General features: G+C 66.2%; 16 protein-coding genes and 1 pseudogene. 5 read left to right on the top strand and 12 right to left on the bottom strand.

Going from position 1 to position 23607, the window contains the following annotated elements:
- Positions 1 to 630: 630 nt before the first annotated feature.
- The 3 genes from O7597_RS10450 to O7597_RS10440 all read right to left on the bottom strand — a co-directional run bounded on the left by O7597_RS10450 (position 631) and on the right by O7597_RS10440 (position 3498).
- A complete protein-coding gene (locus tag O7597_RS10450; RefSeq protein ID WP_281582584.1) occupies positions 631 to 1413 on the bottom strand; it encodes a transposase family protein in 783 nt (260 codons plus the stop codon).
- A 157-nt stretch (positions 1414 to 1570) separates the two neighbouring features.
- On the bottom strand, positions 1571 to 2728 hold the full coding sequence (locus O7597_RS10445) for a DEAD/DEAH box helicase family protein (protein WP_281582583.1): 1158 nt from the start codon (positions 2726 to 2728) through the stop codon (positions 1571 to 1573).
- Positions 2725 to 3498, bottom strand: a complete 774-nt coding sequence (locus O7597_RS10440; RefSeq protein WP_281582582.1) for a CBS domain-containing protein — start codon at positions 3496 to 3498, stop codon at positions 2725 to 2727. The genes O7597_RS10445 and O7597_RS10440 overlap by 4 nt, the downstream gene beginning before the upstream one ends.
- A 544-nt stretch (positions 3499 to 4042) precedes the next feature.
- Here O7597_RS10440 and O7597_RS10435 point away from each other — a divergent pair.
- The gene (locus tag O7597_RS10435; RefSeq protein WP_281582581.1) at positions 4043 to 5083 is read left to right on the top strand and encodes a nucleotide kinase domain-containing protein; all 1041 of its coding nucleotides are present in this window, start codon (positions 4043 to 4045) and stop codon (positions 5081 to 5083) included.
- Positions 5084 to 5118: 35 nt separating this feature from the next.
- Positions 5119 to 5379: a hypothetical protein gene (locus O7597_RS10430; RefSeq protein ID WP_281582580.1), complete on the top strand. Its 261-nt coding sequence runs from the start codon at positions 5119 to 5121 to the stop codon at positions 5377 to 5379.
- An 18-nt stretch (positions 5380 to 5397) separates the two neighbouring features.
- Here the strand turns inward: O7597_RS10430 and O7597_RS10425 are convergent, their stop codons facing one another.
- From O7597_RS10425 to O7597_RS10410, 4 genes are read right to left on the bottom strand one after another with little or no spacing between them, the layout of a single operon-like run.
- A complete protein-coding gene (locus O7597_RS10425) occupies positions 5398 to 6165 on the bottom strand; it encodes a hypothetical protein (RefSeq protein ID WP_281583229.1) in 768 nt (255 codons plus the stop codon).
- A 2-nt stretch (positions 6166 to 6167) separates the two neighbouring features.
- A complete protein-coding gene (locus O7597_RS10420; protein ID WP_281582579.1) occupies positions 6168 to 7103 on the bottom strand; it encodes an ImmA/IrrE family metallo-endopeptidase in 936 nt (311 codons plus the stop codon).
- Positions 7100 to 7525, bottom strand: coding sequence for a helix-turn-helix transcriptional regulator (locus O7597_RS10415; protein WP_281582578.1), 426 nt, complete (start codon positions 7523 to 7525; stop codon positions 7100 to 7102). The genes O7597_RS10420 and O7597_RS10415 overlap by 4 nt, the downstream gene beginning before the upstream one ends.
- Positions 7522 to 7815, bottom strand: a complete 294-nt coding sequence (locus O7597_RS10410; protein WP_281582577.1) for a phosphopantetheine-binding protein — start codon at positions 7813 to 7815, stop codon at positions 7522 to 7524. The genes O7597_RS10415 and O7597_RS10410 overlap by 4 nt, the downstream gene beginning before the upstream one ends.
- A gap of 130 nt (positions 7816 to 7945) precedes the next feature.
- Here O7597_RS10410 and O7597_RS10405 point away from each other — a divergent pair, with 130 nt between their 5' ends.
- Positions 7946 to 9400: a nucleoside triphosphate pyrophosphohydrolase family protein gene (locus O7597_RS10405; protein ID WP_281583228.1), complete on the top strand. Its 1455-nt coding sequence runs from the start codon at positions 7946 to 7948 to the stop codon at positions 9398 to 9400.
- 395 nt (positions 9401 to 9795) lie between these two features.
- Here O7597_RS10405 and O7597_RS10400 read toward each other — a convergent pair whose 3' ends face one another.
- The gene (locus O7597_RS10400) at positions 9796 to 10053 is read right to left on the bottom strand and encodes a hypothetical protein (protein ID WP_281582576.1); all 258 of its coding nucleotides are present in this window, start codon (positions 10051 to 10053) and stop codon (positions 9796 to 9798) included.
- 310 nt (positions 10054 to 10363) lie between these two features.
- Between O7597_RS10400 and O7597_RS10395 the strand changes: the two genes are divergently transcribed.
- Positions 10364 to 10840 carry a hypothetical protein gene (locus tag O7597_RS10395; RefSeq protein WP_281582575.1) on the top strand — a complete coding sequence of 159 codons (477 nt, stop codon included), beginning with the start codon at positions 10364 to 10366 and terminating at the stop codon, positions 10838 to 10840.
- Here O7597_RS10395 and O7597_RS10390 read toward each other — a convergent pair.
- The 4 genes and pseudogenes from O7597_RS10390 to O7597_RS10375 form a co-directional block, all read right to left on the bottom strand.
- Positions 10837 to 14439, bottom strand: coding sequence for an ATP-binding protein (locus O7597_RS10390; protein WP_281582574.1), 3603 nt, complete (start codon positions 14437 to 14439; stop codon positions 10837 to 10839). The genes O7597_RS10395 and O7597_RS10390 overlap by 4 nt on opposite strands.
- Positions 14436 to 15323: an S-4TM family putative pore-forming effector gene (locus tag O7597_RS10385; protein WP_281583227.1), complete on the bottom strand. Its 888-nt coding sequence runs from the start codon at positions 15321 to 15323 to the stop codon at positions 14436 to 14438. Before O7597_RS10385 ends, O7597_RS10390 begins: the two co-directional genes overlap by 4 nt.
- Before the next feature lie 195 nt (positions 15324 to 15518).
- Positions 15519 to 15864, bottom strand: a pseudogene (locus tag O7597_RS10380) (transposase family protein); the annotation flags it as partial.
- A 113-nt stretch (positions 15865 to 15977) separates the two neighbouring features.
- On the bottom strand, positions 15978 to 16556 hold the full coding sequence (locus tag O7597_RS10375; RefSeq protein ID WP_281582573.1) for a hypothetical protein: 579 nt from the start codon (positions 16554 to 16556) through the stop codon (positions 15978 to 15980).
- Positions 16557 to 16952: 396 nt separating this feature from the next.
- Between O7597_RS10375 and O7597_RS10370 the strand changes: the two genes are divergently transcribed.
- A complete protein-coding gene (locus O7597_RS10370) occupies positions 16953 to 23402 on the top strand; it encodes a carboxypeptidase regulatory-like domain-containing protein (RefSeq protein WP_281582572.1) in 6450 nt (2149 codons plus the stop codon).
- Positions 23403 to 23607: the final 205 nt, after the last annotated feature.

Genomic DNA, 23607 nt, shown 5'->3' with positions numbered 1-23607 from the left:
ACGTCCTCGATGCTTCGTAGGCACCATTCGGAGCCTCGCCGATGACGTCGAACAACGCCGTGAGGCGTGCATACTCGGTGGTCCTTCGGATCCGGCCGACGACGTCAGGCCGGCAGCGGTCCAGCACGGGCTGTGGCGGGTGACTCCATGCGGATGGCCTCGGCGAGTTTGTGCCACAGTCGCCAGCGGTCGTCGACCTGCACCGCATCAGGTAGGGCGCGGCGGACCGCTTCGGCGTAGGCGCCGGAGAAGTCTCGGCACACCACTCGGCGCCGGGGTGCTCCCGCAGCTACTTCTTCAACGTGTGGGCCTTGCTGTCGGGTAGCACGTCGATGCGCCCACGGGTGACCGCGTTGATCAGGACGGTGGCGTGATGCTGACGATGGCACAGCGTGGCGTCGTCGACCCCGAGCGAGCGGGGGACCCGCCGTTTGGGCAGCGGAATGCGCAGCAGCCCTACAGGAGGTGTGCCGTGACGACCATCGCCAAGGTCGACAACAACCGAGCGCCGCTGCGTCCAGCCAAATGACGCACCCCGGCAGCGACCTGGGAGTTCAACTGTTGAGTACGCCACACACCGCCCTGCTGAGGGGAAGTCCAAGATCGAGATCAAGCATGCCTGAGCGTTTTTCATCCTCGGTAGGTCGGGTTCTCGACGTGGTGCAGGACGAGGATGGCCTGCACGATCGCGGTCGTTCGGGATGGGCTGCAGCGCAGCTTGGTCAGGACTTTCCAGGTTTTGAGGGTGGCGACGGCTCGTTCGCCGCGGGCGCGGATGCGGGCGTGGGCCTTGTTCACGGCCTTCTGCCGACGTGACAGCGTTGGGCGGTAGCGATGGCGCTTGAACGGGGTGCGGACTGAACCGCCGGCGCCTTGGTACGCCTTGTCCGCGAAGGTCATCACGTTCGCGCTGGTCAACACGGCGATGATGTCGTGGGTGCGGGCGGCGGTCAGGTCGTGTGCCGAGCCGGGCAGCGCCGCCGATGTCCAGACGAGGCGTCCGGCCGGGTCGGCGATGACCTGCACGTTCATCCCGTGCCGTCGGTGTTTCCCGGAGTAGTACGGCTTCTGGTCGTACACGCGGTCGATCGGGATCAGGGTGCCGTCGAGGATCGCGTAGGCCAGCCGTCGGATCCTGCTCATTGCCTGGTGCAGGTCGTCGGTGGTCGCGGCGAGCAGCGTGATCGCCGCGTGGACATAGCGCCAGGCGGTGGCGAGACCGATCTCGAATCCGGCGGCCAGACGGGCAAAGGTGTCGCCGTTGCGGAGATGGGCCAGCACGAGCAGGGCTTGGCGGCCGGGGTCGAGGCGCCGCCACCGGGATCGTCGCTGGTGGCGATGGGTGCGGATCAGGGCGGCGACGTGGTTCAGGGATCGAGTGGACAACGGGATCGAGGCAGGGTAAGACAGCAACGAGGCTCCCGGGAGGGGCATCTTTCTTGGTCGATTGCTTGTCTTACCGGGAGCCTCACCTCACCCGGCTACAGGCCTCCTCCACGCCGCTGACCTGCACCATCAGGTTGGAAATGGCTCCCTCAAGCACTACATCGTCGACGACGCTTTAGCTGCCCTACCTAAGCGCCTGCCCGTCGGTGGGAAGGACTGCGGCGCGTGCCACGCCGGTGTGCAGCGTGCTCACGAGCCATGAACGATCGGCATGGTTTCGTGGCTCGGTGAAGTACACCAGAATGGCGTCCTGTAGCAACGACTCGTCAAGATCGAGACCATTGCGCGGTGCGACAATAACGGGGAACAAGTCGTCCTTGGCCCCAACGGTAGGAAAACTCGGCCCCTTCTGCAACCTCCACGGTGTGGTGTGGATCCCGTGCGTAGCCAAGTGGTCCCGTACGTATTCGACCTCGGCGCGTAATGGACCAGTCACCACGATGACGGGACCGAACTGACGCCTGCGCACGACCGCCTCCGTCATCGCGTCTAGCCGCGGATCCGGGCCGAGGTCTTCGAGAAGGTCAACAAGATTCCACGCCATGTCCACTTGGCTTGTGGCGTCTGTTCTGGGTTGCTGCCCCTCATTGATGAGCCGCATCAATGCCGAGTGCAAAACGGGGCGGCTGGGGATGTCGTCTTTCTTGTTCAGCAAGGACAACGCTTGTTGGAGAACGTAGCGTTCAGTCGGGCTGAGCGTTACCGGGTAATTTTCAGGGCTGACGTTGCCCTTACCACTCAGACTGATGGCCTCGGCCAGAGTAACCTCGGCCACTGAGGGGTCATGCAGCCATGACGGGGGAGTTTGGCGAGGCTGGCGGTCGACCAAAATGGTCTGACGAGCCCGGTCCACGATGCCGAGGACAGCAGGCAACGTGGCGCTGTCCGGCCGAGGAACATCGTCGAGAACAAGCAAGGCAAGAGGCAGCGATTGCAGCGCTAGCCGCACGGGACCGCGGTCGACGTCGGGAATCGTGGCGAGGAATATTCCGCTTTGGGGATCAGCCGACGATCGGCTGGCAAGTTCCAGGGCGCGGTGCGGGGTTAGGTAGCGCACCGGAGCAACGTCCTGGCTCTCAAGGACAGCGGTCCACTGATCGAGCAGCACCTGACGCGACGACACAATCAGGACATAGCCGGTGGGGGCAATCCGCGCGATGAATTCCGCCAGGATGCGCGTGATACCGGACCCGGTAGGCGCGCGCAGGATGATGTGCCGTGCGCCGCGGACACGATCCAACCGCTCGGCGAGTAGCTCATGTGCAGACGGGCGGGCGGTCATTGGACCATCCTGACTCTGCGCTGTAGCCACACACGGGCGTTCATGACAAGGTCGACCTCATCCGGCGTCACCACGTCCCGGAAGTGAAAGACCTTGTTACGAACATCCCGTACAGGTTCGAGCATTGAGAAGACCAACTCGCGGCTACTACCGAAGGTGCGGCTGAAAACCCGGCCGAAACGCTCGGGGCCGTTGATGACGGCGATCAGCTCGCCAAACGTCAGGTCCTCGAGGCGTTCGGCAGGGCTGCCATTCATGCCTTCGGGACGAACCGCGGCGACGAGCGCGCGTAGCTCGTCCTCGTCGGCACACGCCCGTTGAGCCAGGTATCGCGTCGCCAGTTCGACATCACGCAAGATCATGAACTGGTTCGTGGTGGTCCACAGGTAGCCGTTCACGTCGGCGGCGGTGACGACAGCGACTAGCCGCTCTTCATCCCCCACCAACACCGCCCCCTTCTGATGCAGCGCCTCCAACGCGTCCTCGACCTCGGAGCCGGCCCTGACGAAAGCCAGGTCCTCAAGGAAGTCGCCGACGGGATAGGACAGGGGGTCATCCTGCCGTCGCACGAAGGCAAGGTTTAGCGCGAGCGACCGATAACTGAAGACGCCTACTACAAGGCCGTTCAACGTGACCGGCACCTGATCGAAGCCGCGACGGGCCATAACCGCGATCGCCTCCGAGACCAGCGTATCGATCTCGACGGTGGCAACCTCCTGGTCGGCCGGCACCACTTGACCCACGCGCAGGAAGTGGTGCTGCGGCGTCACGTGCCTCAGCCGTGCCACCTCCCCGGGCAACTCGCTGCTTCACATTGAGCCTACTTGGGACTCCTACGCCGTCGATGTGCGGCCGGCTCCGCTGCAGTGCCAACCAGCCCTCACCTCCCTGCGGTTGAGACAGGCGGCACCTGATCTGCCGAAACAAAGCCGAACGGTGGCTAGCGCGCGCCTGAGTCAGTTCGTCTGCGGCGGAGGGATCCGCTGTCTGCCGCGGTGGCGCACCTGAGGAAGATCCTCTGATCGGGGTGCGCCGCGAGCTAGATCTCCGACCTTGAGTCGGCCAAGGTAACGACGCGCAATCTTCGCCACCGTCGGGCCGCTGAGGCTCGCGTTCGCGACTAGCGCCGACAGCATCTGTGCACGGCTGACCAGAATCCCTTCATCGGCGGCCAGCCGGACCAGAAGATCCAGGTGAGCGTCGACCTCAGCGGGCCACTGGACTGAGGTCGTACGGCGCTGCGAATCCTTCAACAGGCCCACACGCCACCCCACCCCTCTGTCACAAAGAACATATCTAATATATATTAGAGGCATGGCCCGTGCGGTAGTCGATCAGGCGGTGAGCGGCTCGACGGCTCGTCGTAGGGTTATCACGTTGGCGGGTCGGCGCTTGATGCCGACGCCGGTCTTCGACACCTACTGGAGATTCGCGGAGGCCCGGCAGCGGATCTACCTAGCCCGGCTAGGTGGAGCGCCTCATCCCTGGACCGAGGATCCGATCCTCGCGCACTACCGGTTTACCAACTGTTACCGCGCTGCCGACCGGGTCAGCCAACATCTAATCCGCGAGGTTATATACCGCGGGGACCAGGCCTGGAACGAGGTCTTTTTTCGGACCGTGCTGTTCAAATTGTTCAACCGTTCGTCAACCTGGCAGCGGCTCTGCGTGGCGGTAGACACACCGACCTGGAGTGGATATCGGTTCGAGATCTTGGATCCCGTGTTGAGTGAGGCCCTCGCGGCCAAGGAGCGGCTCTACTCAGCCGCGTACGTGATCCCGCCCCCCAACCTCGGTGAGGCGCGGAAGCATCGCAACCACCTGCGCCTGGTCGAGATGATGATGGAGGCATCGGCACCCGCCAGGATCGCCGAAGCTCGAGGGTTGCGCCAGGTGTTCGAGATCCTCCGGTCTTTCCCTGCGTTCGGAAACTTTTTGGCCTACCAGTTCGCGATCGACCTCAACTACGCTGCCGCACTCACCTTCGACGAGATGGAGTTCGTCGTGCCGGGGCCTGGCGCCCGCGACGGTATCCGCAAGTGCTTCGGCCTGGCCGCCGACGGAATCGAGGCCGACGTCATCCGCTACGTCGCCGACACGCAGGAACACCACTTCGCGCGACTGGGACTGTCGTTTCCCACTCTGGGGGGCCGTCGCCTCCAACTGATCGACTGCCAGAACCTGTTCTGCGAGGTCGACAAGTACTCTCGGGTCGCTCATCCGGAGGTCGCCGGAATCAGCGGCCGAACCAACATCAAGCAGAACTACCGCCAGGACACACAGCCGCTGACGGCATGGTTCCCGCCGAAGTGGGGGATCAACGACCGTCTGCCCACAGCATCCCTTGCCGAGTGATCACACCCCCGACCGCCTACATGAGGAGCGTCCGAATGTCCCTAGAGCTGTCGGCCGACGGCGATGTGGCGTACGAGGATGCGGTGGCTGTCCTGGTCACTGCGCTGGACCAGCTCGGCGCCCGTATCCACCGCGACCTGCATGTAGAGAGCAGCCACATCGACCTCAGCGCCGACCCGCAGCTAGCCAACACCCTCACCGGGTTCTCGGCATTCGCGGACGAGTGCCTTGCTGTACTGGACAACCCCGCTGTCGCCCGTGCCCTCGCGACTTGCCGGATCAGCCAGACGCGCTAAACGCCACGCCGCCGCGCCCTACGTCAGTTCGGCGAAACGCGCCAACATCCCACGCACGGGCACAACCGGAGGCTCCAGATGCGCGCGGCCCGCCACAACGGTCAGGTGGCCCACCTGCAGTCCAGTCTGCTCCGCGACGTGGGCAAGGAGTTGGCCGAGCGCGAGGTAGTTGCCGTAGCCACGTTGGACCAGGTATTGACTGCGGTACGTCGCTAGCAGATGCACACGACCTTCCGTGTCCAGCTGGAAGGAACAGTGACTCAAGCAGGGGAACGCCATCGCGTTGTTGTCCCGGCCAGGGATGTAGACCGGCACGTTCGCGGCCGCATCGTCGGCAACCGCTAGGGCAGTCTCGTAGCGTGCCTGCTTGGGGTTCCCACCATCGCGCTCCGTGCGAATGCGGGAGATGACCGCCCCGATCTGGTCGAAAGGGCCATCACTGCCCGGATACTGGATCAACCGGTGAAAGTAGGTGCCGCGTCTGTTCTGCGGGAAGCGCTTCTGCAGCAGCGGGTACATCCGCACGTAACGCTGCACGAGCTCCGCGTGGTCTCGGCTGGACGAAGCGATCGCGGCGGGAAAGATCGTATTGGCGACCGTGTCCACGCTTGGCAGGTCCTTGGCCGCGAGCAAGGCATCCATGGCCTCTCGCACTGAGCTTGTTTCCGCCACCGGGTCGACGATACGAACCACAGTGTGGATCGCCTTCCGCTTCGGCTCGCCGTCGAGGCGACCCGCCACGGACAGCCAGGCGGTGGACACGTTAGATGCCTCGACGCTGATCATGCTCACCGTCGCGCTCCGCTCATCGGCCCGACCAGAAGCTGAGATCGCGCGCTGGCGATGAGCCCTCGGTGATCATCCGGCGTGGGCATCAAGGTGACCGACCACACTTCCCGCCGATCCCGCGACCTCACCGTCAATACCGATTCACTCTCAATGCATCCGATGATGTCGAACTCGACGCCATCGCCGGGAGCGACAGCACGTGGCTCGGCGAGCATGACTATCGCGTCCGGGCCGGTGAACTCGGGGTCGGCACCCAGCCAGGGAGCCCGAACAACGAGCCGGTCGCCCGGCTCGACGGGCAGCCGGCAGCCTTCGGTCAGGCCACTCAGGTCCCACACCCGACTGGCGGCCTGTCCACCTAGGCGAGCACGTAACCGCGCGGGCTGAACGGCCGCCCAGCCTCTCACGGCTTCCGGCCGCACCATCCGCAGGTGCTGGACGTGCCGCAGCGTCCCGCGATACGACGTGCCCAGGTGTAGCGACAGCTGGTAGACGTCCATGGCCTCCCGCGGTATATCCAGGCCAAGTCGGGTCAAAGTCGTCTTGACGGCCCGGATCGGCATCAGGAACCAGGCCGCGAACGCCTCCGCCTGTTTCTCCTCGTCGGGCCACTGCTGCGGCGGTTTCGCAGTGAAATCGGGGCCGTCGGCGAGGCACCGCCCGTGTCCTAGCTCCGCGTGACCGAGTTCGTGCGCGGCAGTGTGCCGGATCGTGGCCTCGCTCATGGCGCTGTTCAGGAAGATGCCACCATGCTGGCTCGGGCCGGGTGGGAAGTACATGCCGAACAAGCTGGGCATGTCCTGTCCGGCAACCATCAGACCGCAGCTCCTCAGCGCGGCGAATACATCAACGTAGCGGTCCTCAGGCAGATCGAGACGACGCCGCAGATTGGCCGCAGCGATGCCGGCGACCCGGTGGGCCATCAGCCAGTTCACGATGACGCTCCTCGACGCTGCGGCACGGGATGCTCGTCCTGTCCGTCGCCCTCCGCGTCAGCCTGGTAGGACATCTCCAGGAACTGCGCGAACCGCATCACCTGATTGAGGTCCTCCGGTTTGAGGTTCGTCAGCCGCCGAGGAAGTCCGGCGACTGCGTGCTCGGCGGGGATAGCATCGAGATCCTCGTCCAGAAAATAGCTGACCGGGTATCGATACAGTCGAGCCAGCTTCTTCAGCTCCAGGCTGTCGACCCGCCGGGCGCCTCGCTCGATCTCGCTGATCGCGGAGCGCGGGATGCCCGTCCGCTCCGATACCCACTGCTGCGAGAAGTTGAGGTACTCGCGGGTCTTCTTCAGGCGATCACTGAGCAGAGTCGAGTCACCGAGGCGGCCGACATCGGGATCGGGCGTCGTGGTCATGATGAGGGGCTCCTGTCACTGGTGGTGCCGGCGGCAAGTACGACCTCCGCGAACGCGCGCACGGAACGCATCGACCGAGCCGAGTCGACGTCAGCGGGGATCTCGACCCCGAGTTCCTGCTCCAGTTGAACCAGGATCTCGACCAGGCGGAGAGAGTCGATCGACAGCTCCCAACCGCCATCCATCAGCTCGTCGCGCACGTCAACCTCGGACTGGCCACGCTCCTCAGCGAGGAGACGCACGACCACCTCGATGATGGCGTCCACAGTAGAACCGGTCAGGCTCCGCATCACTCACTCCGCCGGTTGTCGGGAAATCCATCTTGCTGCTGGACTATACGGCAGTCCTTGTGGGACAGTCAAACAAGGAACTTGGCTTTGTTGGATAATCCGTCAGAGGTTTGAGGAGTGTCGCGTGGAGATGACCGTGTACCAGCGCTCGGCGGCCAAGACCATCCAGCCGCTTCCCGCCGGTGGTGACTACGTCGCGGCCGCCCTGCTCGGCCTCGCCGGCGAGGCCGGCGCGGTGCTGACCGCCTACAAAAAGCAGCTGCGCGATGGCCCGGCCGACCCGGAGTTCCGGGCCCGCATGCGCGAGGAACTCGGCGACGTTCTCTGGTACCTGTCCACCGTGGCGCACCACCTCAGCCTTGAGCTCGACGACGTGGCCACCGCCAACCTCAGCAAGATCAGCGACCGCTGGCGACACACTCCGGCCGACGCGATCCCATTCGACGACGACCTCGACGCGAGCGAGCAACTCCCACGACACGCCGACTTCGTCTTCACCCTGACCCGCGGTCGTGAAGACCGCGAAGTATCGGTGCTCACCTGCAACGGCAAGCAGGTCGGCGACCCGATCACCAACGCCTCACACATCGCCGACGGCTACTGCTTTCACGACATCTTCCACCTGTCCTACGCCGCCGTCCTCGGCTGGTCGCCCGTCATACGGTCACTGCTGAAACGCAAACGCCGTAGCAATCCGGAAACCGACGAAGCCGAAGACGGCGGCCGCGCGATCGCCATCGAGGAAGGCATCTCCGCCCTGGTGTTCGCCTACGCCAGTCGGCACCACTACCTCGAGGGCAAGAACCACATCGACAACGACGTCCTGGACACCATCCAGGGCATGGTCGCCCACCTTGAGGTCGGCGCACACCGGGCAGCAGACTGGGAGAAAGCGATCCTCACCGGCTTCGCCGCCTGGCGGACACTCCGCCACAACGGCGGCGGCATCGTCCGCTTGGACCTCGATGCCCAAAGCCTCACTGTGGTCGAACCCGAGCCACCCGCCGCCGAGGAAACCTCCACGGCCAAGACGTTCAGAGCGGTGGTGGCCAACCTGCATCGACGGAAAGACGCTTCCTACGGCAACTCCTGGAAGCGGCGTGGCGAGCTCATCTCGATCATGGCCAACATCGCACGCAAGGTCGACCGCCTCAACATCGTGGCCGCCACACCGGAAGCAACCGCAGACGAGAACATCATCGACACCGCAGTCGACCTCTACGTCTACGCGCTGAAGTACCTGACATACCTCGCCGACACCGACCCCACCGTGCTGACGGACGTGCTACCTGACCGCGAGACCAGTTGGAGCGACGGACCCGATGGCGTCGAACGCCTCCTCATCGCCGCCGACCTCTCACCACTCGACACCGGAGCAGACGATTCAGTCCAGAACCTCGTCTCCGCGATCAATTACACCTTCTCCGAACTTGAAGGATGCTTCTTCAGCGACGGAACCGCCCCCGCCCAAAGGCGGACTCAGCTGACTGCTCAGCTTGCCGACCACGCCATCAGGATCCTGTCTGCCCTCCGGGCAAGTCAGCCCAAGCTGTATCAGAAGTTCCTCGACACCTGGCAGCAGTAGAACTCTCACCCCACGATCTGGCCGTATGGGGGCGGTCTGCTCGGCCTGCCGTACCCGTTGACCTTCAACGGAATTCTCTCGCAAACCATCGGTGGTGGCCGCCACGGTCGATCGGTCGCGGCACTTCGCTGCCGTGCTGCTCAGCCCTGGTTAAGTCTGCGTCGGTGATGTTGCTGAGCTCCTGGTCGTCTCGTCTTCCGCCGGACCGCGGAGTGTCGGCTCCGCCTGAAAAATTCAGCCGGCGTTGACACTGTCCTGTTGTGGTTGACGGCCTGCGAGTCGGAAACATCTCGATCGGATGATCAACGAGAACCAGCCCAGCAGCCTGGCGCGATCTCGAAGTCCCAGTCGTGACCGTTGAACGAGCTTGCTCGGCAGTGGCGCCAGGCCCGTCGTCAACGGTTGAACGGCCACACCGAGAATGTGCGGCGACGTTTGGCGAGGACGTAACGCACCATGGCCTTCGTGATGTCGTGTCGGCGCCGGCCGTGGTAAATCTCGGCGTACACCTCGTCGGCGGTGAATCTTGGGTTTTCTGCCGCGACCTTGAGAATGTATCGGGTCTTGGCGGCGTCGAGGTTGGGGTCTGGCTGTGGAGTGCGGCGCTGGAGGGGGCGGTTGATGCGCCGACCCGATTTGTCGAAATAGACCACGCGGGGACCCTCCAAGCGCCGTCGGATGACTCGACGCTATGAACACGTAGCGTTGCAGGTCCATGACTGATCATGCGGAACCATGACGGTGAAATGGCAGTACCCTGTCCGGTCCTAAGCTGTCGGCGCTGATCCGGCTGGTAGCTGGGCAGCCCCAAGGGAGGTGTGGGGAACTGTGACCGTTCATCTTGCGGTCCTAGACCCCTTACCAGTGTTCCGGGCTGGCGTTGCAGCGGCGTTGTCGAGTGTGGGGCGCCTCGTTGAGGAGCCCACCGATGTCTTGGCCTGGTTGCGTGAACGGCCTGGCGGGATGGTGCTGTTGACCCTGGACTCCGCCGAAGACCTAGATCGTCTGACCGCGCTGTGCCTCGTGCGGCCCCGCCCGATCGTCCTCGCGCTGCCGTCCGGTGACGTCTCCTCGCTGGGCGTTCGGGCGGTGCGGGCCGGCGCGCGGTCGGTGGTGGCGCGCGCGGCGACGGTGCCGGCGTTGCAGCGGGCGGTGGCTGCGACACTCGACGGTGAGGCAGTCATGCCGGCCGACGTGGCAGACCTCCTAGTGGCCGGCAAAGCCGGCCGGCCCTCCCGCCGCTCGGCACCCTCGGCGCCGCAGGTCGCCTGGTTGCGGCGACTGTCCAAGGGCTGGACCGTGCCCCGCCTGGCTTCGGAGACGGGTTACTCCGAGCGAGCCATGTACCGGCTGCTCCAGTCGCTCTACCAGCAGATCGGCGTCAAGACCCGACTTGAGGCGATCATATTGGCGCACGAGCAGGGATGGTTCGAGGACTAAGCGGTTCGGCCTGGCCGAAAGCGCGCCAACTCCGTGAGTACAGGCTCGAGGCGGGAGTCACCGTTGGCCAGCGTCTGCACCATGAACCTCAGGCGGTCGTCTAACCCAGGAGTCCGCTCGGCCGGCTGCGGTCGAGCCCGGCGGAACGCCTCCAGGGCCGTGGCGGGTTCTGCATTGTCGAGGAGGACCGCGTAGCACCGGGCGATTCCGGTGAAGTCCCAGGCCACGAGATCATTCTTATCGGCCCCGGTGCGTCTGCGCGTCTCGTCATCGAGCTGCTGGAAGAGATCTCTTGCGGTGCCAGGGAGGCCGCAGCGTTGGGCGATGATCCCCCGCAGCGCGAGCTCCGCGGTGTCCTGGCCGGCCAGCCGGTAGCGGGCCGACTCTTCGATCGCCTTGCGGGCCGCAGGGAGATCGCCAAGGTGCACGTGGGCGAGGGCGAGAGTGGTGAGTGACTGCCGCAGGTTGGTCGGTTCCCGGTGGACGCGGGCGACTTTTATGGCCTGATCGGCGGCCGACCGCGCGTCGCTGTGTCGGTTCCGGTAGAGATACAGGTTGGCCGTTGAGTTGAGCAGTTCTGCCTGTGCCGAGGGGTCAGGGCGGGCCGGGATGAGTTCGGCACACTTCGCCAACATTGTCAGGGCGTCCGGGATTTGGTTGAGCTCGGCGTACCAGCGTGTCAGTCGCAGCGCGATGTCCAACGCTAGTCCGGGGTCGACCTCGTGGGCGGCATCGAAGGCTGCGAGAGCGTCCGCCACCGCTTGTCGGTAGTTCCCGTGCCGCTGCCGACAGTCGGCGATGCCGATCAGTGCGGCGGCACGGTCGCCGTCGTCCTCGCCGGCCAGCGCTAGGGCCCAAGCGTAGTACTTCTCGGCCTCCGCGAGGTGGTCGTGTTCCCAGAACATGAAGCCCATGTTTATGTGGATCCGGCGTATCGCCTCAGGCTCCGGATTCTCCTTGGCGATGGTGAGCGCGGCTGTGTAGGCCGCCCGCGCTGCGGGAAGATCGCCGCTGTAGGAGTAGATGTCGCCTAGTGCGGCGAGATTCATCATCTCGCCCTCCGGGTCGTCGTCGAGGTGGCCGCGCACGGCTTCCCGTTGGGTTCGCAGCTCGGCACCGCTGCCCCAGTGGCGTACCAGGTGGGCCATTGACTCGATGAGGCTGTGCGCCGGCTCGTACATTCCAGCCCGGAGCCAGGCGTCGACGCGCGCGAAGTGCATGGTCAGGTCGACCATGCCCTGCACATCGTCGTCGTCCTTCTGCATGGTTTGCAGCACCTTGGCTGATCGGAGCAGGAGGTCGCGACGGGTCGGCCGCTCGCCCTCGTTCGCGTTCCGGTCTCCCTCAGCCAGCCGCGCGAGGATCGGCCAGATCTCGCTTCTGCGCAGATACCGGCGGCCGTCCCGGCCCTCAAGGATGAGACGGGCAGTAACGAGTTCCCGCAGGGCCGGCTCGATCCGCGCTGCGGGAACGTACGGCTCTAGGACGCCGATGACGGCATCGGTGCGAACCGGAATGCCGAGTGCTGCCAGGCCCTCAGCCGCCCGCTGTTGTTCGATGGGAAGGTTGCCGACGAACAGTTGCACCAGCCGCTCGTGTACTTTATTCGCCGGTACGGAGGACAACCATTGCCCAACCTCAAGGGAGTGCAGCCCCGGCGGATCGCTGCTGAGGATCGCATGGAGGAGTTCGGCGAGTCGCGGGCTGCCAGCTAAACCGCCGTGGATGCGCCGCAGATCATTTTCCGGTAGCGCGGAGAGGCCGTGTCTGTTGTCCGGATCGAGCTCGGCGAAATGCTCGCGCAGTGACGGCGGTTCCAGCCCGTCGACGACAATCCGACACGCCGTACCTGTCCACGCCACGCCTGTCGTCGCTGCGGGAATGCGCTGCGTCACGAACACGACCTTGATGACAGGGAGCAGCCGGCCCTGAACGGCCTCCATTGCCAGGTCGAGCTCCGAGTCGCGGAGGACGCCATCCTCGTTGAGGAGGTTCTCTGCCGAGTCCAGCACGATCACCGGCCTGGCATCTCCGGCTTTGCCCAGGCTATCTAGGGCGATCTCCAAGCGTGCCCGCGCAGATGGACCGGCCACCTGATTCGACCCAGGCGGCTCGATGTCCTCTATCAGGGTCGGTACACCGATCTCACCGTACGGTGTGGCGTCGTGCCAGCGCACTGGCGAGGTCTCATCATCCGGATCGCCCCAGCCCATATCGGCGAGCACTTCACGCAGCAGCGCGGTCTTGCCGATCCCCGGCGGACCACTGACCACGATGACCGAGGTGACCTGATCGTCCAACGCCGCACGAAGGCGACTCCGCTGACCCGTCCGGTTGACAAAGAGGGAGCCGCTGTGGACCCGCCGATCCGGCGCCCGCGTCACCGTCGTGCCTATCGCTGCGAGGGGAGTTCCTGCATCGAAGGGCATCGGCGGCTCCGCCGGCGGGTCCACTGCACCGAGCAGCACCCGGGTGAGCCGGCCCGCCAGCCGCGCACACCAGCGGCGAGCATCCGCCGTGCCGGACGTGTACGCAGTGTGCAGCATCGCCTGCGCGAGGAGGGACACCTTCAGCTGCCGGTGCCACTGCACCGGATCCCAGCCCTTCCTGACAGCGAACTCGAGCGCCGGTTCGCGCAGCGCGTCGATCACCTTCCGCACGTCGCCCGGCATGCCGTCATCGAGGCGCGGGTCGCGGTGGTCGCGTTCCAGGTAGGTGAGGAACGCTAGGCGGCTACGCGGGGAAGAGGCCCCGATCTCGCGCCAGCAGAGCGAGACCAGCAGGGCGGCGAGATCCCGACTGAGCGGCGCCCGCGCCTCGTAGGTGGCCAGGTCGATCAACCGGAAGCCGGCCGCGTGGGCGGCCCCGTCATGCATCGGTACGAGGACGTTGTCCCCGTGTAGGTCGCCGTGTGCCCGGCCCACCAGATAGTGGATCTGCTCCCGGGCCGCGGGGAAGTCCTCGGCGAACAGCCGCCATGGGTTGGGCAGCGGCCCGTCCTCGTCCGGCAGTTCTAGAAACGCAGGAACGAGCAGGTCGTGCCGTTGAGCCCAGTCGCGTAACCACCCATCTTCCTTGAAGCTCTCCCCCAGTTCACAAGCCAGCAACTCGGCCACTGTCGAATGCTCGGTGTCGTATTCTGAACCGGCCCAACCCTCGAGAATCTCCTTCCACACCACTGCGCTGACATGCGCGAGTTGGTCGAGTTCCACGGTTCCCAGCGGAATGCCATCGGCGATCGACTGGCCGATCACGATGGCGCCCTGGCTACACCGAACCGGCGGGAAGACGATCTCCGTGAGGTGGTGTTTGCGGAACCGAGTGGGTGACTCATTCAGGGCTGCCTTGTGCCGCCGACTCTCCCGCCGATGGTTCACTGGCACCGGCGGACAGTACTTGATTACGCACCAACGCGGGTTGGGCGCTCCGTTGGTGCTGGCGATTAACGCCTTCGTCAACCGGGCTCCGGTGTAGCCGCGGCGGAGCGCCAGGATGCTCCCGGAACGGATCTCGAGGCACTCGTCGAGCAGCGACTCGATGATCTCCGACGCGACGGCCGCGTCCTCGAACTCGCGAGTTAGCTCCTCCAAAGTGGTCATGACCGAGGGAACCGCGCTTCCAGCTCCTGCATCCTGATCTGAAAATCGGACTTGTCCTGGTCGTGGTACCGCTGGAAATACCAGACCGGCAGGCGCGGCTGGAGCTGCCGCATGTGATAGAGCGTGTCCTGCACCTGACGGGCGAAGAACGTCAGCGCTGCGGGGGTGGCGATAACCGGCGACGACGGATCGTCAATGACCGCACGTACCAACCCCAGTACGCGCAGCCGTTCCCGGATGCTCGCCATCTGCGTGCGGTACATGTCTAGGCACAGCAACAGCAGGCCGAGCGAAGGCACGAACCATCCCACGACCAGCCTGCTCACCGTCGCGCCGGCGGCCAGAGTGAGCAGGACACCCGTCGCGGACCACAGCACCAACACGCCGAGCATCATCTGGGCGAAGCGGAACCTGACCCGGGATCCCCAAGCCAGATTCTGTTCCAGGCAGAAGAGCAAGTCGTAAGGCGCCGCGGCGCTTGCCACCAGGTAGTACCCTCCGAGTCGATCTTCGTCACCGCGGAAACGCCGGCTGAGCCGGCTCACCTCGTCGTGGCCGATGCGATCCCCGATCGCGACGCGGTTCCACGGGAGGCCGAGCAGATCGGCGTCAAACATTTCCTGGAGCGTCGCGGCGATCCGCAGGTACCGTTCAGACCAGGGTGCCATCACCCCCTTGTAAACTGCGGCCCAGATCGCGCCGATGAGGGCGACCGCAGCGCCGTAGCGTGAACCTGGGCCGGTCAGCAGGCCACCGACGGCCAAGGCGATCGAGACGCCGATGCTCAGTGCCTGCGCGCGCTGGTTGTAGAGGTGAGCCACGGCGATGGCCTTGAGTAGGCGTAGAGCCGCGACGCTGTCCTGCCGCGCGACAATTGGGTGCATGCCCGCCAATGGCCCTCCTGTGCGTGCAGGTCAACGCAGCGATTTTCACACGCTCGGTACCCCCAGCGATACAGTCAGTTCGTTGGCGGTAGCTTCCAGCCAGACTTCATGCCCGACTCGCTGTACACGCAGCTCGATGGTCGATGTGATCACGGCCGTGCGGCGTGCCGCCCACGCCGCAGCAGGTCAGGTGATGGCATGGTGCTGGTTGACGGTCTTCTGCCGGCAGGACAGTCGCGGTCGGTGATGACGGCGCTTGAACGGGTGCAGATGCTGCCGCCAGCGCCCTGGTATGCCTTGTCAGTGAAGGTCATGACGTTGGCGCAGCTCAGAGCGTCGATCAGGCCGTGCGTGCGGCGGTCAGGTCATGCACGGCGCCGGGCAGGCAGGGCGAGGCCCAGACGAGACGTCCCTTGCAGTCCGCGATCACCTGCAGTCACCCCGTGGCTTTGTGCTTCCCGGAGTAGTACGGCTTCTGGTTCGCGACCCGATCGATCGGGATTAGGGTGCCATCCAGGATCACGTACGCGAGCCGGGTGCTGGCCCATGTGACGGAGGATAGCCCGCACCATCCACCTGTCTCTATCGCCAGTAGGGACCACGGCGCCGGGTGCGGAGCCGACAGCCCTCAACGCGGTCCAGGACCGCCTACCGCTACTGAACGGCCGCCATGAACGTAAGGATCTCGTTTACGTAGTCGGTCAGTACTGCTTCGGTTGCTGTCTTTTCGGGAACCGCTGGGGCGTGGACTGTAAGAGTCACCCATACCTTCGCGGTTCCGTGAACTGCCGCGAGGCGGTCGATGCGGGTGGTGATCTGGCCCCCCAAGTGTTCGCTCGGGCCTGTGACGGGCTCCCCGAACTGGATCCGCGCCTGGTCTCCTAGACCGTCAAATGGCTGCGAGGATCCGGGCAGGGCAGCCTGGCCATCCGATGGCGTTGACGTGTCAATTTGCACCTGAATCAGGGTGCGCCGATCTTTGTCAAGCGCTGTGGCGAAACACCGCCGATGGTCCTTCCCGGCAGGTAGCGAGGGGATCGACCTGTACCTGGGGGGCGTTTCGGCGAGGTCGGTCATCCAACCGTGGTCGAGGCGCTCGCACAGGTCGTCGACCAGTTGATAGGACGGGGGTGTCGGCTTGGCCTGCACCGGGGTGGCCTGGTTGGCGCAGCCAGTCAGCAGGAGCGTAAGGGCGAGCGCGGAGACGCTCCGCCGCGCGGCTGGTGTGAACACGCGCGAATCATGGCATGACGTAGTCCGATGGGTGGCCCCGTCTCGGGATGTGACTGCCCGGCGTTGGCCGCGCCGGTGGCGCGTGTACTCGGTCTCCCCAAAACCCTACGAGGAGGAACCCCTTGCCCCTTCGTCGAGGACGCCGAGGGCCGGCGACCTCGACGCCATGGGCCAGGTACGAACTCAGCCACACTGCGTCATGAGGAAGTGCGTAACGAGTGACGAAGTCCGGTTTGTGGTAGCAGCTTGTGACCGCTCTTTACATCGATCGTTCGGCATCCTTACAGTTCGCGCATCGATCGGGCTTGATCACGGGGGTGCCGGGTGGCTGGCGTCTGCATGGCTGCGTCGCAGCGTTGGTGGATAGCGGCGTTGGTGCCGACATTGGTGGCGTCGATGCTGGCAGCGCCTACCTCGGCCGAGGCGGCGGCGCCGAAGCCGGCGCAGGTGTGCCAGGACGAGCAGCCGGATGCCGCTGCGGCGGGGGCGATGGTCGGTGTGTGTGGTCGGCGGGTGGAGATCCTCGCCGAGCGCACCGAGTGGTCGCAGATGTTCCTGAACGTCGACGGTTCGCGGACGTTGGAGCAGACCATCGAGCCGACGCGGGTGCGCAAGGGGAAGTCGTGGGCGCCGGTGGACACCACGCTGAAGGTGTCCGCTGAGGGGATCACCCCCCGCGCGACGGTGCTACCGATGGTCTTCTCGACCGGTGGCGACGCGCCGCTGGCCCGGCTTCGCGACGGTGATCGGGAAGTGGCGATGACCTGGCCGGGCCGGTTGCCGACGCCGGTGCTGGAGGGCGCGACGGCGGTCTACCGCGACGTCCTGCCGGATGTTGATCTGCGAGTCACCGCGCAGCCGATGGGCTTTTCCGAGGTGCTGGTGGTGAAGTCGCGTCAGGCGGCGACGAGCGCCGAACTGGCGTCGTTGCGGTTCGGGTTGGCGACCAAGGGCGTCACGGTGAGCGCGACGACGTCAGGTGGGTTGGCGGCCCGGGACGGCAAGGGCACCACCGTGTTCGCCGCGCCGGCCCCGATGATGTGGGACTCCTCGGATGCGCCGGAGGCCGATGCGTTGGCCGGGCCGGCGGAGAAGCGTTCGAGTGCGACGAGTCCGCAGCGTAAGCCGAGTACAGCCCAGCAGCAGAGGCAGCTGGATGAGCAAGCGTCGGTGCAGGTCAAGCCGAGCCACGCCGAGATAGGTGAGACGGCACGGCGGGCGGTGATGCCGGTGCGGGTCGACGGTCAGGCGATGACGATCGTGCCCGACAAGGCGATGCTGGCCGACCCCCGCACGAAGCTGCCCATCTACATCGATCCGTCCTGGACCGGTGGGATCGCCAGCAACGCGTGGACGTCGGTGTGGAGCAAATACAAGTCGAGCTCGTTCTGGAAGAACTCGTCGGCGTTGAACAACGGGTCGACCTATGGCTCGGCGGGCGCCGGACGTACTGAGGACTGCTCGGGCTGTGCTGATCACATTGTTCGGTCTCTGTTCCGGATGAACATCGCACGGGCGTCGGGCACGGAGGTCACCAAGGCGGAGTTCCGGATCGAGCAGCGACACGCGTGGACGTGTAGTCCGGTGAGTAACGCGAAGTTGTGGAAGACCGGGGCGATCTCGTCGAGTACGACGTGGAACAACCAACCGACCTGGGACAGCAGCCGTACGGCGCAGGTGAAGGGCAACCGCAAGCACGGGGCCGCACACGGCTGTCTTGGTACCGGCACCATCGAGTTCAACGTCACCACGATGGTGAAGGAGGCGGCCAAGAACCGGAAGTCGGAGCTGACGGTCGGTCTACGGGCGATCGACGAGAGCACCAAGAAGCAGTGGAAGCGGTTCAACCACTCCTCGCCGAAGCTCGCCATCACCTTCAACAATCTGGCCAACGCTCCGTCGGACCGCAAGTCGGACGGCAAGGGCTGCGCGACAGGTGCGTCGCGGCCGTACGTGCTCACGACCACGCCGGAACTGTCCGCCAAGCACTCGGACCCGAACGGTGACCAGCAGTCGCTGAGGACCGACTTCCACTGGTGGCAGGTCGGTGGCGCACGAAACGACACCGACAAGATGTCCTCCGCGTCGGGTAACCCAGGGCCGGCGTCGAAGGCGATCCCTGCCGGGAAATTGACCGACGGGCGCAGCTATGTGTGGCAGGCCCGCACGTGGGATGGCTCGCATTACGGCGACTGGTCCGGCACCTGCGAGTTCACCGTCGACGCGACACCGCCGCCACCGCCGGCCACCGTGAGTTCCACCAACTACACCAATGACGGCGTTCCTCGCGGCGGTGTCGGCTTGTCCGGCACGTTCACCCTGACCGCGCCGACGACTCGGCCGTACGAGGTGAAGGAGTACGCCTACAGCCTCGACTCCGGTGTGCTGACCGCGGCGAAGACCGTTGCGGCGCGGACGAGCGACTACGGCGCATCGCTCAGTGTGGCGCCGCGGCACGACGGCGTGAACATCCTCTACGTGTGGTCGAAGGACCATGCGGGACGGTTCTCCACCCCGGTGACGTACACGTTCACCGTCCGGGCCGGCTCCGGTCCGGCCGGCGAGTGGACGTTCGACGAGACGGGTACCACGGCCACGGACGACTCCGGCCACGGTAACGCCCTGACCATCGATGCTTCGGCCTCGCGTGTCGCCGGCCGGTCCGGGCTCGGCACGGCGCTGTCCCTGCCGGGGAACACGGCGGCGAGCAAGACGGGCACGATCAACACCCCCCATCCGGACACCGGCGTGTCGACCCCGGTGCGGACCGACGCGAGCTTCACCGTCACCGCCTGGGTCAAGATCAGTTCACTGTCCGGATCCGGCGCGCAGGCGGCGGTGAGTGCGAACGGCTCCCGCATGCCGGCCTACCACCTGGGTTACGTCGTCAGTGGCCAACGGTGGCGGTTCACCATGGCCACGGCCGACACCGACAACGCCCCGATGGTCAGCGTGCACTCCAACGCCGCCCCCACGGCGGGTAAGTGGACGCATCTGGCCGCCACCTTCGACGGGGCGTCCAAGAAGATGACCCTGTACGTCAACGGGGTGGCGCAGACCGAGACCGTGACGTTGTCCGGCGGGTTCAACGCCACCAGCGACTTCTCTGTCGGCCGGCGTAAGTGGAACGGCGGCTACGACAGCTTCTTCAGCGGCGTCGTGGACGACGTGCGGTTCTACAACTTCGTCGAGACCGCGACCAACCTCGCCAAACTCGCGGTGCCGCTACCACCAGCGGTCACCTTCCCCAACGGCAGCGAGGCCACCGCGGGCGGGCAACTGACGGTCAGGTTCGACGCCCGCGGAGACACCAACGTCACCAAGTTCCGGTACAGCATCGACGGCACCGGTCTGGGCAGCACCGTCAACGCCACCACCGCCGGCGGTACGGCGACCGTGACCGTCGACATCGGCAGCGGCCTCGGACCCCGCCTGGTATACGCGGTCGCGGTGGACGACGGGAACCGGGTCAGCGACATGACCACTGACGAGTTCACCGCACGGCCGGCGGCGAGCCTGTCCGGCACCGTGTGGAACGAGTACTTCATGCCGCAGGCCGATGTGGTGGTGCAGTTGCAACCGGGCGGCCACCAGGCCACCTCGGCCGCTGACGGCAGCTATGCCATGACCGGCTTCGCACCCGGCACCTACACGATCACCGCCACCCTCGGCGGCCGCTGCGGCCTGTCGTTCAGCGCACCGCTGGAAATCCACGGGCAGGACACGACGTACGACATCCTCCTGGCCGCGTTCCGCGACGACCTGGGGCACACCTGCTCCGAGCAGACGACCGCGTTCACGACGGCGTCCACCGCGCTGGCGTTGACCGGTGACGACGCGGTCGCTACGGTGCCGTTGCCGTTCGCGTTCCCGTTCTATGGCGGGGCGTACCGCAGTGCCTGGGTGGACACCAACGGTCTGCTGACCTTCACCGATCCGGGCGGTTCACACCCGTACACCGGTCAGCCTGCTCCGGTGGCCCCGGCCGCTGCGGTGGCGCCGTTCTGGGACGATCTTGTCGTCGACGCTTCGGCGAGCGTGCGGACCGCGACCACCGGCTCGGGAGCCGGGCAGCGGTTCGTGGTGGAGTGGCGAAACGTGCACCGTAAGGGCAACACCGGCCAGCGGGTCTCTTTCGCGACGGTCCTGGCCCCTGACGGCACCGTGACGACCAACTACGACCAGCTCGACAACGCCGCCGAGCGGGGTGCGCACGCGGTCGTGGGGATCGAGGCGGAGGACGGTCAGGACCGGTTGCGGTACTCCGTGGCGGAGCCGGTGCTGGCGAGCAGCAAGGCGATCACGTTCGCCCGGCCGGAGTCGGAAGGCGAGTTGGAGCTGCACAGTCTGTCCGGCACGCTCACCAACGCCGCCGGTGCCGCGGTGGTGGGTGCGACGGTCACCCTCGACCCGAGCGGGGTGAGCACCACGACCGGCGCGGGTGGCGCGTACAGCTTCACCGGCCTGGTCGCGGACAGCTACTCGGTGTCGGTGCGGATGGCGGGCCGCTGCGGCGCGGTGGCCCGTGAGCAGGTGGAGTTGTTCGCCGATGTGGTCCGTGACCTGCGACTCGGGCCGGACTACGGGGGTCTGGGCTATGCCTGTACCACTGGCGCGTCGAGCTTCGTGTCGGCGTCGACGGTGCTGGGGTTGACCGGTGACGATGCGGCGACGATGGTGGCGCTGCCCTTCCCGGTGCGTTTCCACGGCGAGTCGTACACCTCTGGTCGGGTGCACACGAACGGTCTGGTGAGTTTCGGTCCGTCCTCGGGTGAGCCGGACACCTGGGCGAATCCGACGATGCCGACGCTGGCGGCGCCGAATGCGGTGGTGGCGCCGTTCTGGGACGACTTCGAGGTGGACGCGTCGGCGAGCGTGCGGACGCAGACGGTGGGTTCGGCGCCGAACCGGTCGTTCGTGGTGGAGTGGCGCAACGTCGGGTTCCGGCCGACCAACGCGCAGCGGGTCACCTTCGAGGTGATCTTCCACGAGGACGGGCGGATCGCGTTCCACTACGGGGCGATGTCCACCCCGACCCAGCAGGGTGCGGGTGCGACCGTGGGTCTGGAGAACGCCTCGGGGACGGTGGCGGCGCTGTACTCCTTCCAGGAGGCCGTGCTGACGGCGAACAGCTCGATCACCTACACCCCGGCGTCGGCCGGGACGGTGGAGGGCGTGTTGACCACGGCGGTGACCGGTAACCCGGTGGCCGGGGCGACGGTGACGTTGAACCCGGGCAACCGCAGCACCACCACCGCGGCCGACGGCAGCTACCAGTTCACCGCCGTGCCGGTCGGTGAGTACAAGGTCGCCGCGTCGACCGGCGACAGCCGGTGCGCCGGCCAGTACGCCCGCGAGATCATCAATCACCCCGGCGGTGTGTCGGAGGTGGACCTGTCGGTGATGGTCGACGGTGACGAGTTCGGCTACAAGTGCGCCGCCGGGGCGCGGACGTTCGTGCCCGGTGACACGGTGGAAGCGTGGCAGGGCGACGAGACGGTGTGGCAGAAGAACCCGCCGTTCCCGGTGAAGCTCTACGGTGAGACGTACACCTCGGCGTGGATCAGCGCCAACGGTCTGATCAGTTTCAAGGACCCGGCGTACTTCGGGTGGATCGGTTCCTGGCCGGGGTCGATCCCGTCGCCGGCGGCCGAGGGCTCCCCGAACGCGGCGGTGTACGTGCTGTGGGACGACTGGGTGGTCGACTCGCAGGCCCGGATCGCCACCAAGGTCAGCGGCACCGCGCCGAACCGGCAGTGGGTCGTGGAGTGGCGCAACGTGCACATCTACGGCGACACCAGCACCCGGGCGACCTTCGAGGTGGTGTTCAAGGAGAACGGCGAGATCACCCTCGCCTACGCCGACATCGACCCGAACAAGTCGATCGAGCGCGGCGGTGAGGGCACCGTCGGGATCGAGAACGGCGACGGTTCCATCGGTTTCCAGTACCTGTTCCGCGAGCCGTGGCTCGCCAGCGGCCAGGGCGTCACGTTCACCCCGAACCCGCCCGGGCAGGGCAGCGTCTCCGGCACCGTCACCTGTCAGGGCACCGCGGTGGCCGGGGCGACGATCACGGTGGCGGACCGGACGACGACCACCGCCGCCAACGGCACCTACCAGATCACCGCCGTGCCCGCCGGCAGCTGGGCCGTCATCGCCACCACGCCCTCCGGGGCGTGCCGGGGCTCGGACGTTCGGCAGGTCGTGGTCGGCACCAACACCCAGGCCACCGCCGACTACACCCTGGGCGCCACTGTCGCCGGTGGCGGCTACCGGCTGACCGAGCAACCCGTCACCTACACCCCCGCCAACAGCACCGTGCTGTCACTCACCGGCGACGACGCCTACACCTCCGTCGCGCTGCCCTTCCCGGTGACGTTGTACGGGCAGACCTACAACACCGGCTGGGTGGACACCAACGGACTGGTCAGCTTCCTCAACCCCGGCGAACCGTCACCCGACGCCTGGCCCATCCCATCGCCGGCCAGCCCCGAGGAACCCAACGCCGCCCTGTACCCGTTCTGGCACGACTGGGTCGTCGACGCCAACGCCAGCATCCGCACCGCCGTACGCGGCAGCGCACCCAACCGGCAGTTCGTCATCGAATGGCGCAACGTCCACTCCTACGAGGACCCCCGCACCCGCGTCACCTTCCAGGCGATCCTCGACGAAGCCGGCGGCTACAGCTTCGCCTACACCGACAACGACGGCACCTTCCTCGAACGCGGCGGCGGCGCCACCATCGGCATCGAAAACGCCGACGGCACCGCCGCCATCCAGTACACCTACCGCCAACCCGTCCTCCGGCCCGGCCTGGGGCTGCGGTTCAACCCGCCCACCCCGTAAGCCGGCGACACACCGGCTCCCGCTACTCGCCCTGTCGCCCCTCGGACACCCCCGGAGGTCACCCGGTGACGCCGAACCGCCCCCGCCACGGCATGCTCACGATCACCCGCTCCCGCACCCGACGGAGGGCCATCGCCGTCGCGGCCGCCATCGTGATGGCCGCCGGCCTCCTGCAGGTACCAGAACGGGCCGCGGTCGCCGCCGC

This window comes from Verrucosispora sp. WMMC514, assembly GCF_027497295.1.
GTDB lineage: Bacteria > Actinomycetota > Actinomycetes > Mycobacteriales > Micromonosporaceae > Micromonospora > Micromonospora palythoicola.
The sequence above is the reverse complement of the archived record's forward strand: the minus strand, read 5'-3'. Positions and strand labels throughout refer to the sequence as shown.

What these genes read in the sequence shown, in the direction of transcription:
- O7597_RS10445 (WP_281582583.1), bottom strand. Translation starts at nt 2,728, where the DNA reads ATGACCGCCCGCCCGTCTGCACATGAGCTACTCGCCGAGCGGTTGGAT.
- O7597_RS10435 (WP_281582581.1), top strand. Translation starts at nt 4,043, where the DNA reads ATGGCCCGTGCGGTAGTCGATCAGGCGGTGAGCGGCTCGACGGCTCGT.
- O7597_RS10430 (WP_281582580.1), top strand. Translation starts at nt 5,119, where the DNA reads ATGTCCCTAGAGCTGTCGGCCGACGGCGATGTGGCGTACGAGGATGCG.
- O7597_RS10425 (WP_281583229.1), bottom strand. Translation starts at nt 6,165, where the DNA reads ATGATCAGCGTCGAGGCATCTAACGTGTCCACCGCCTGGCTGTCCGTG.
- O7597_RS10415 (WP_281582578.1), bottom strand. Translation starts at nt 7,525, where the DNA reads ATGACCACGACGCCCGATCCCGATGTCGGCCGCCTCGGTGACTCGACT.
- O7597_RS10410 (WP_281582577.1), bottom strand. Translation starts at nt 7,815, where the DNA reads ATGCGGAGCCTGACCGGTTCTACTGTGGACGCCATCATCGAGGTGGTC.
- O7597_RS10405 (WP_281583228.1), top strand. Translation starts at nt 7,946, where the DNA reads ATGACCGTGTACCAGCGCTCGGCGGCCAAGACCATCCAGCCGCTTCCC.
- O7597_RS10395 (WP_281582575.1), top strand. Translation starts at nt 10,364, where the DNA reads ATGGTGCTGTTGACCCTGGACTCCGCCGAAGACCTAGATCGTCTGACC.
- O7597_RS10390 (WP_281582574.1), bottom strand. Translation starts at nt 14,439, where the DNA reads ATGACCACTTTGGAGGAGCTAACTCGCGAGTTCGAGGACGCGGCCGTC.
- O7597_RS10385 (WP_281583227.1), bottom strand. Translation starts at nt 15,323, where the DNA reads ATGCACCCAATTGTCGCGCGGCAGGACAGCGTCGCGGCTCTACGCCTA.
- O7597_RS10370 (WP_281582572.1), top strand. Translation starts at nt 16,953, where the DNA reads ATGCTGGCAGCGCCTACCTCGGCCGAGGCGGCGGCGCCGAAGCCGGCG.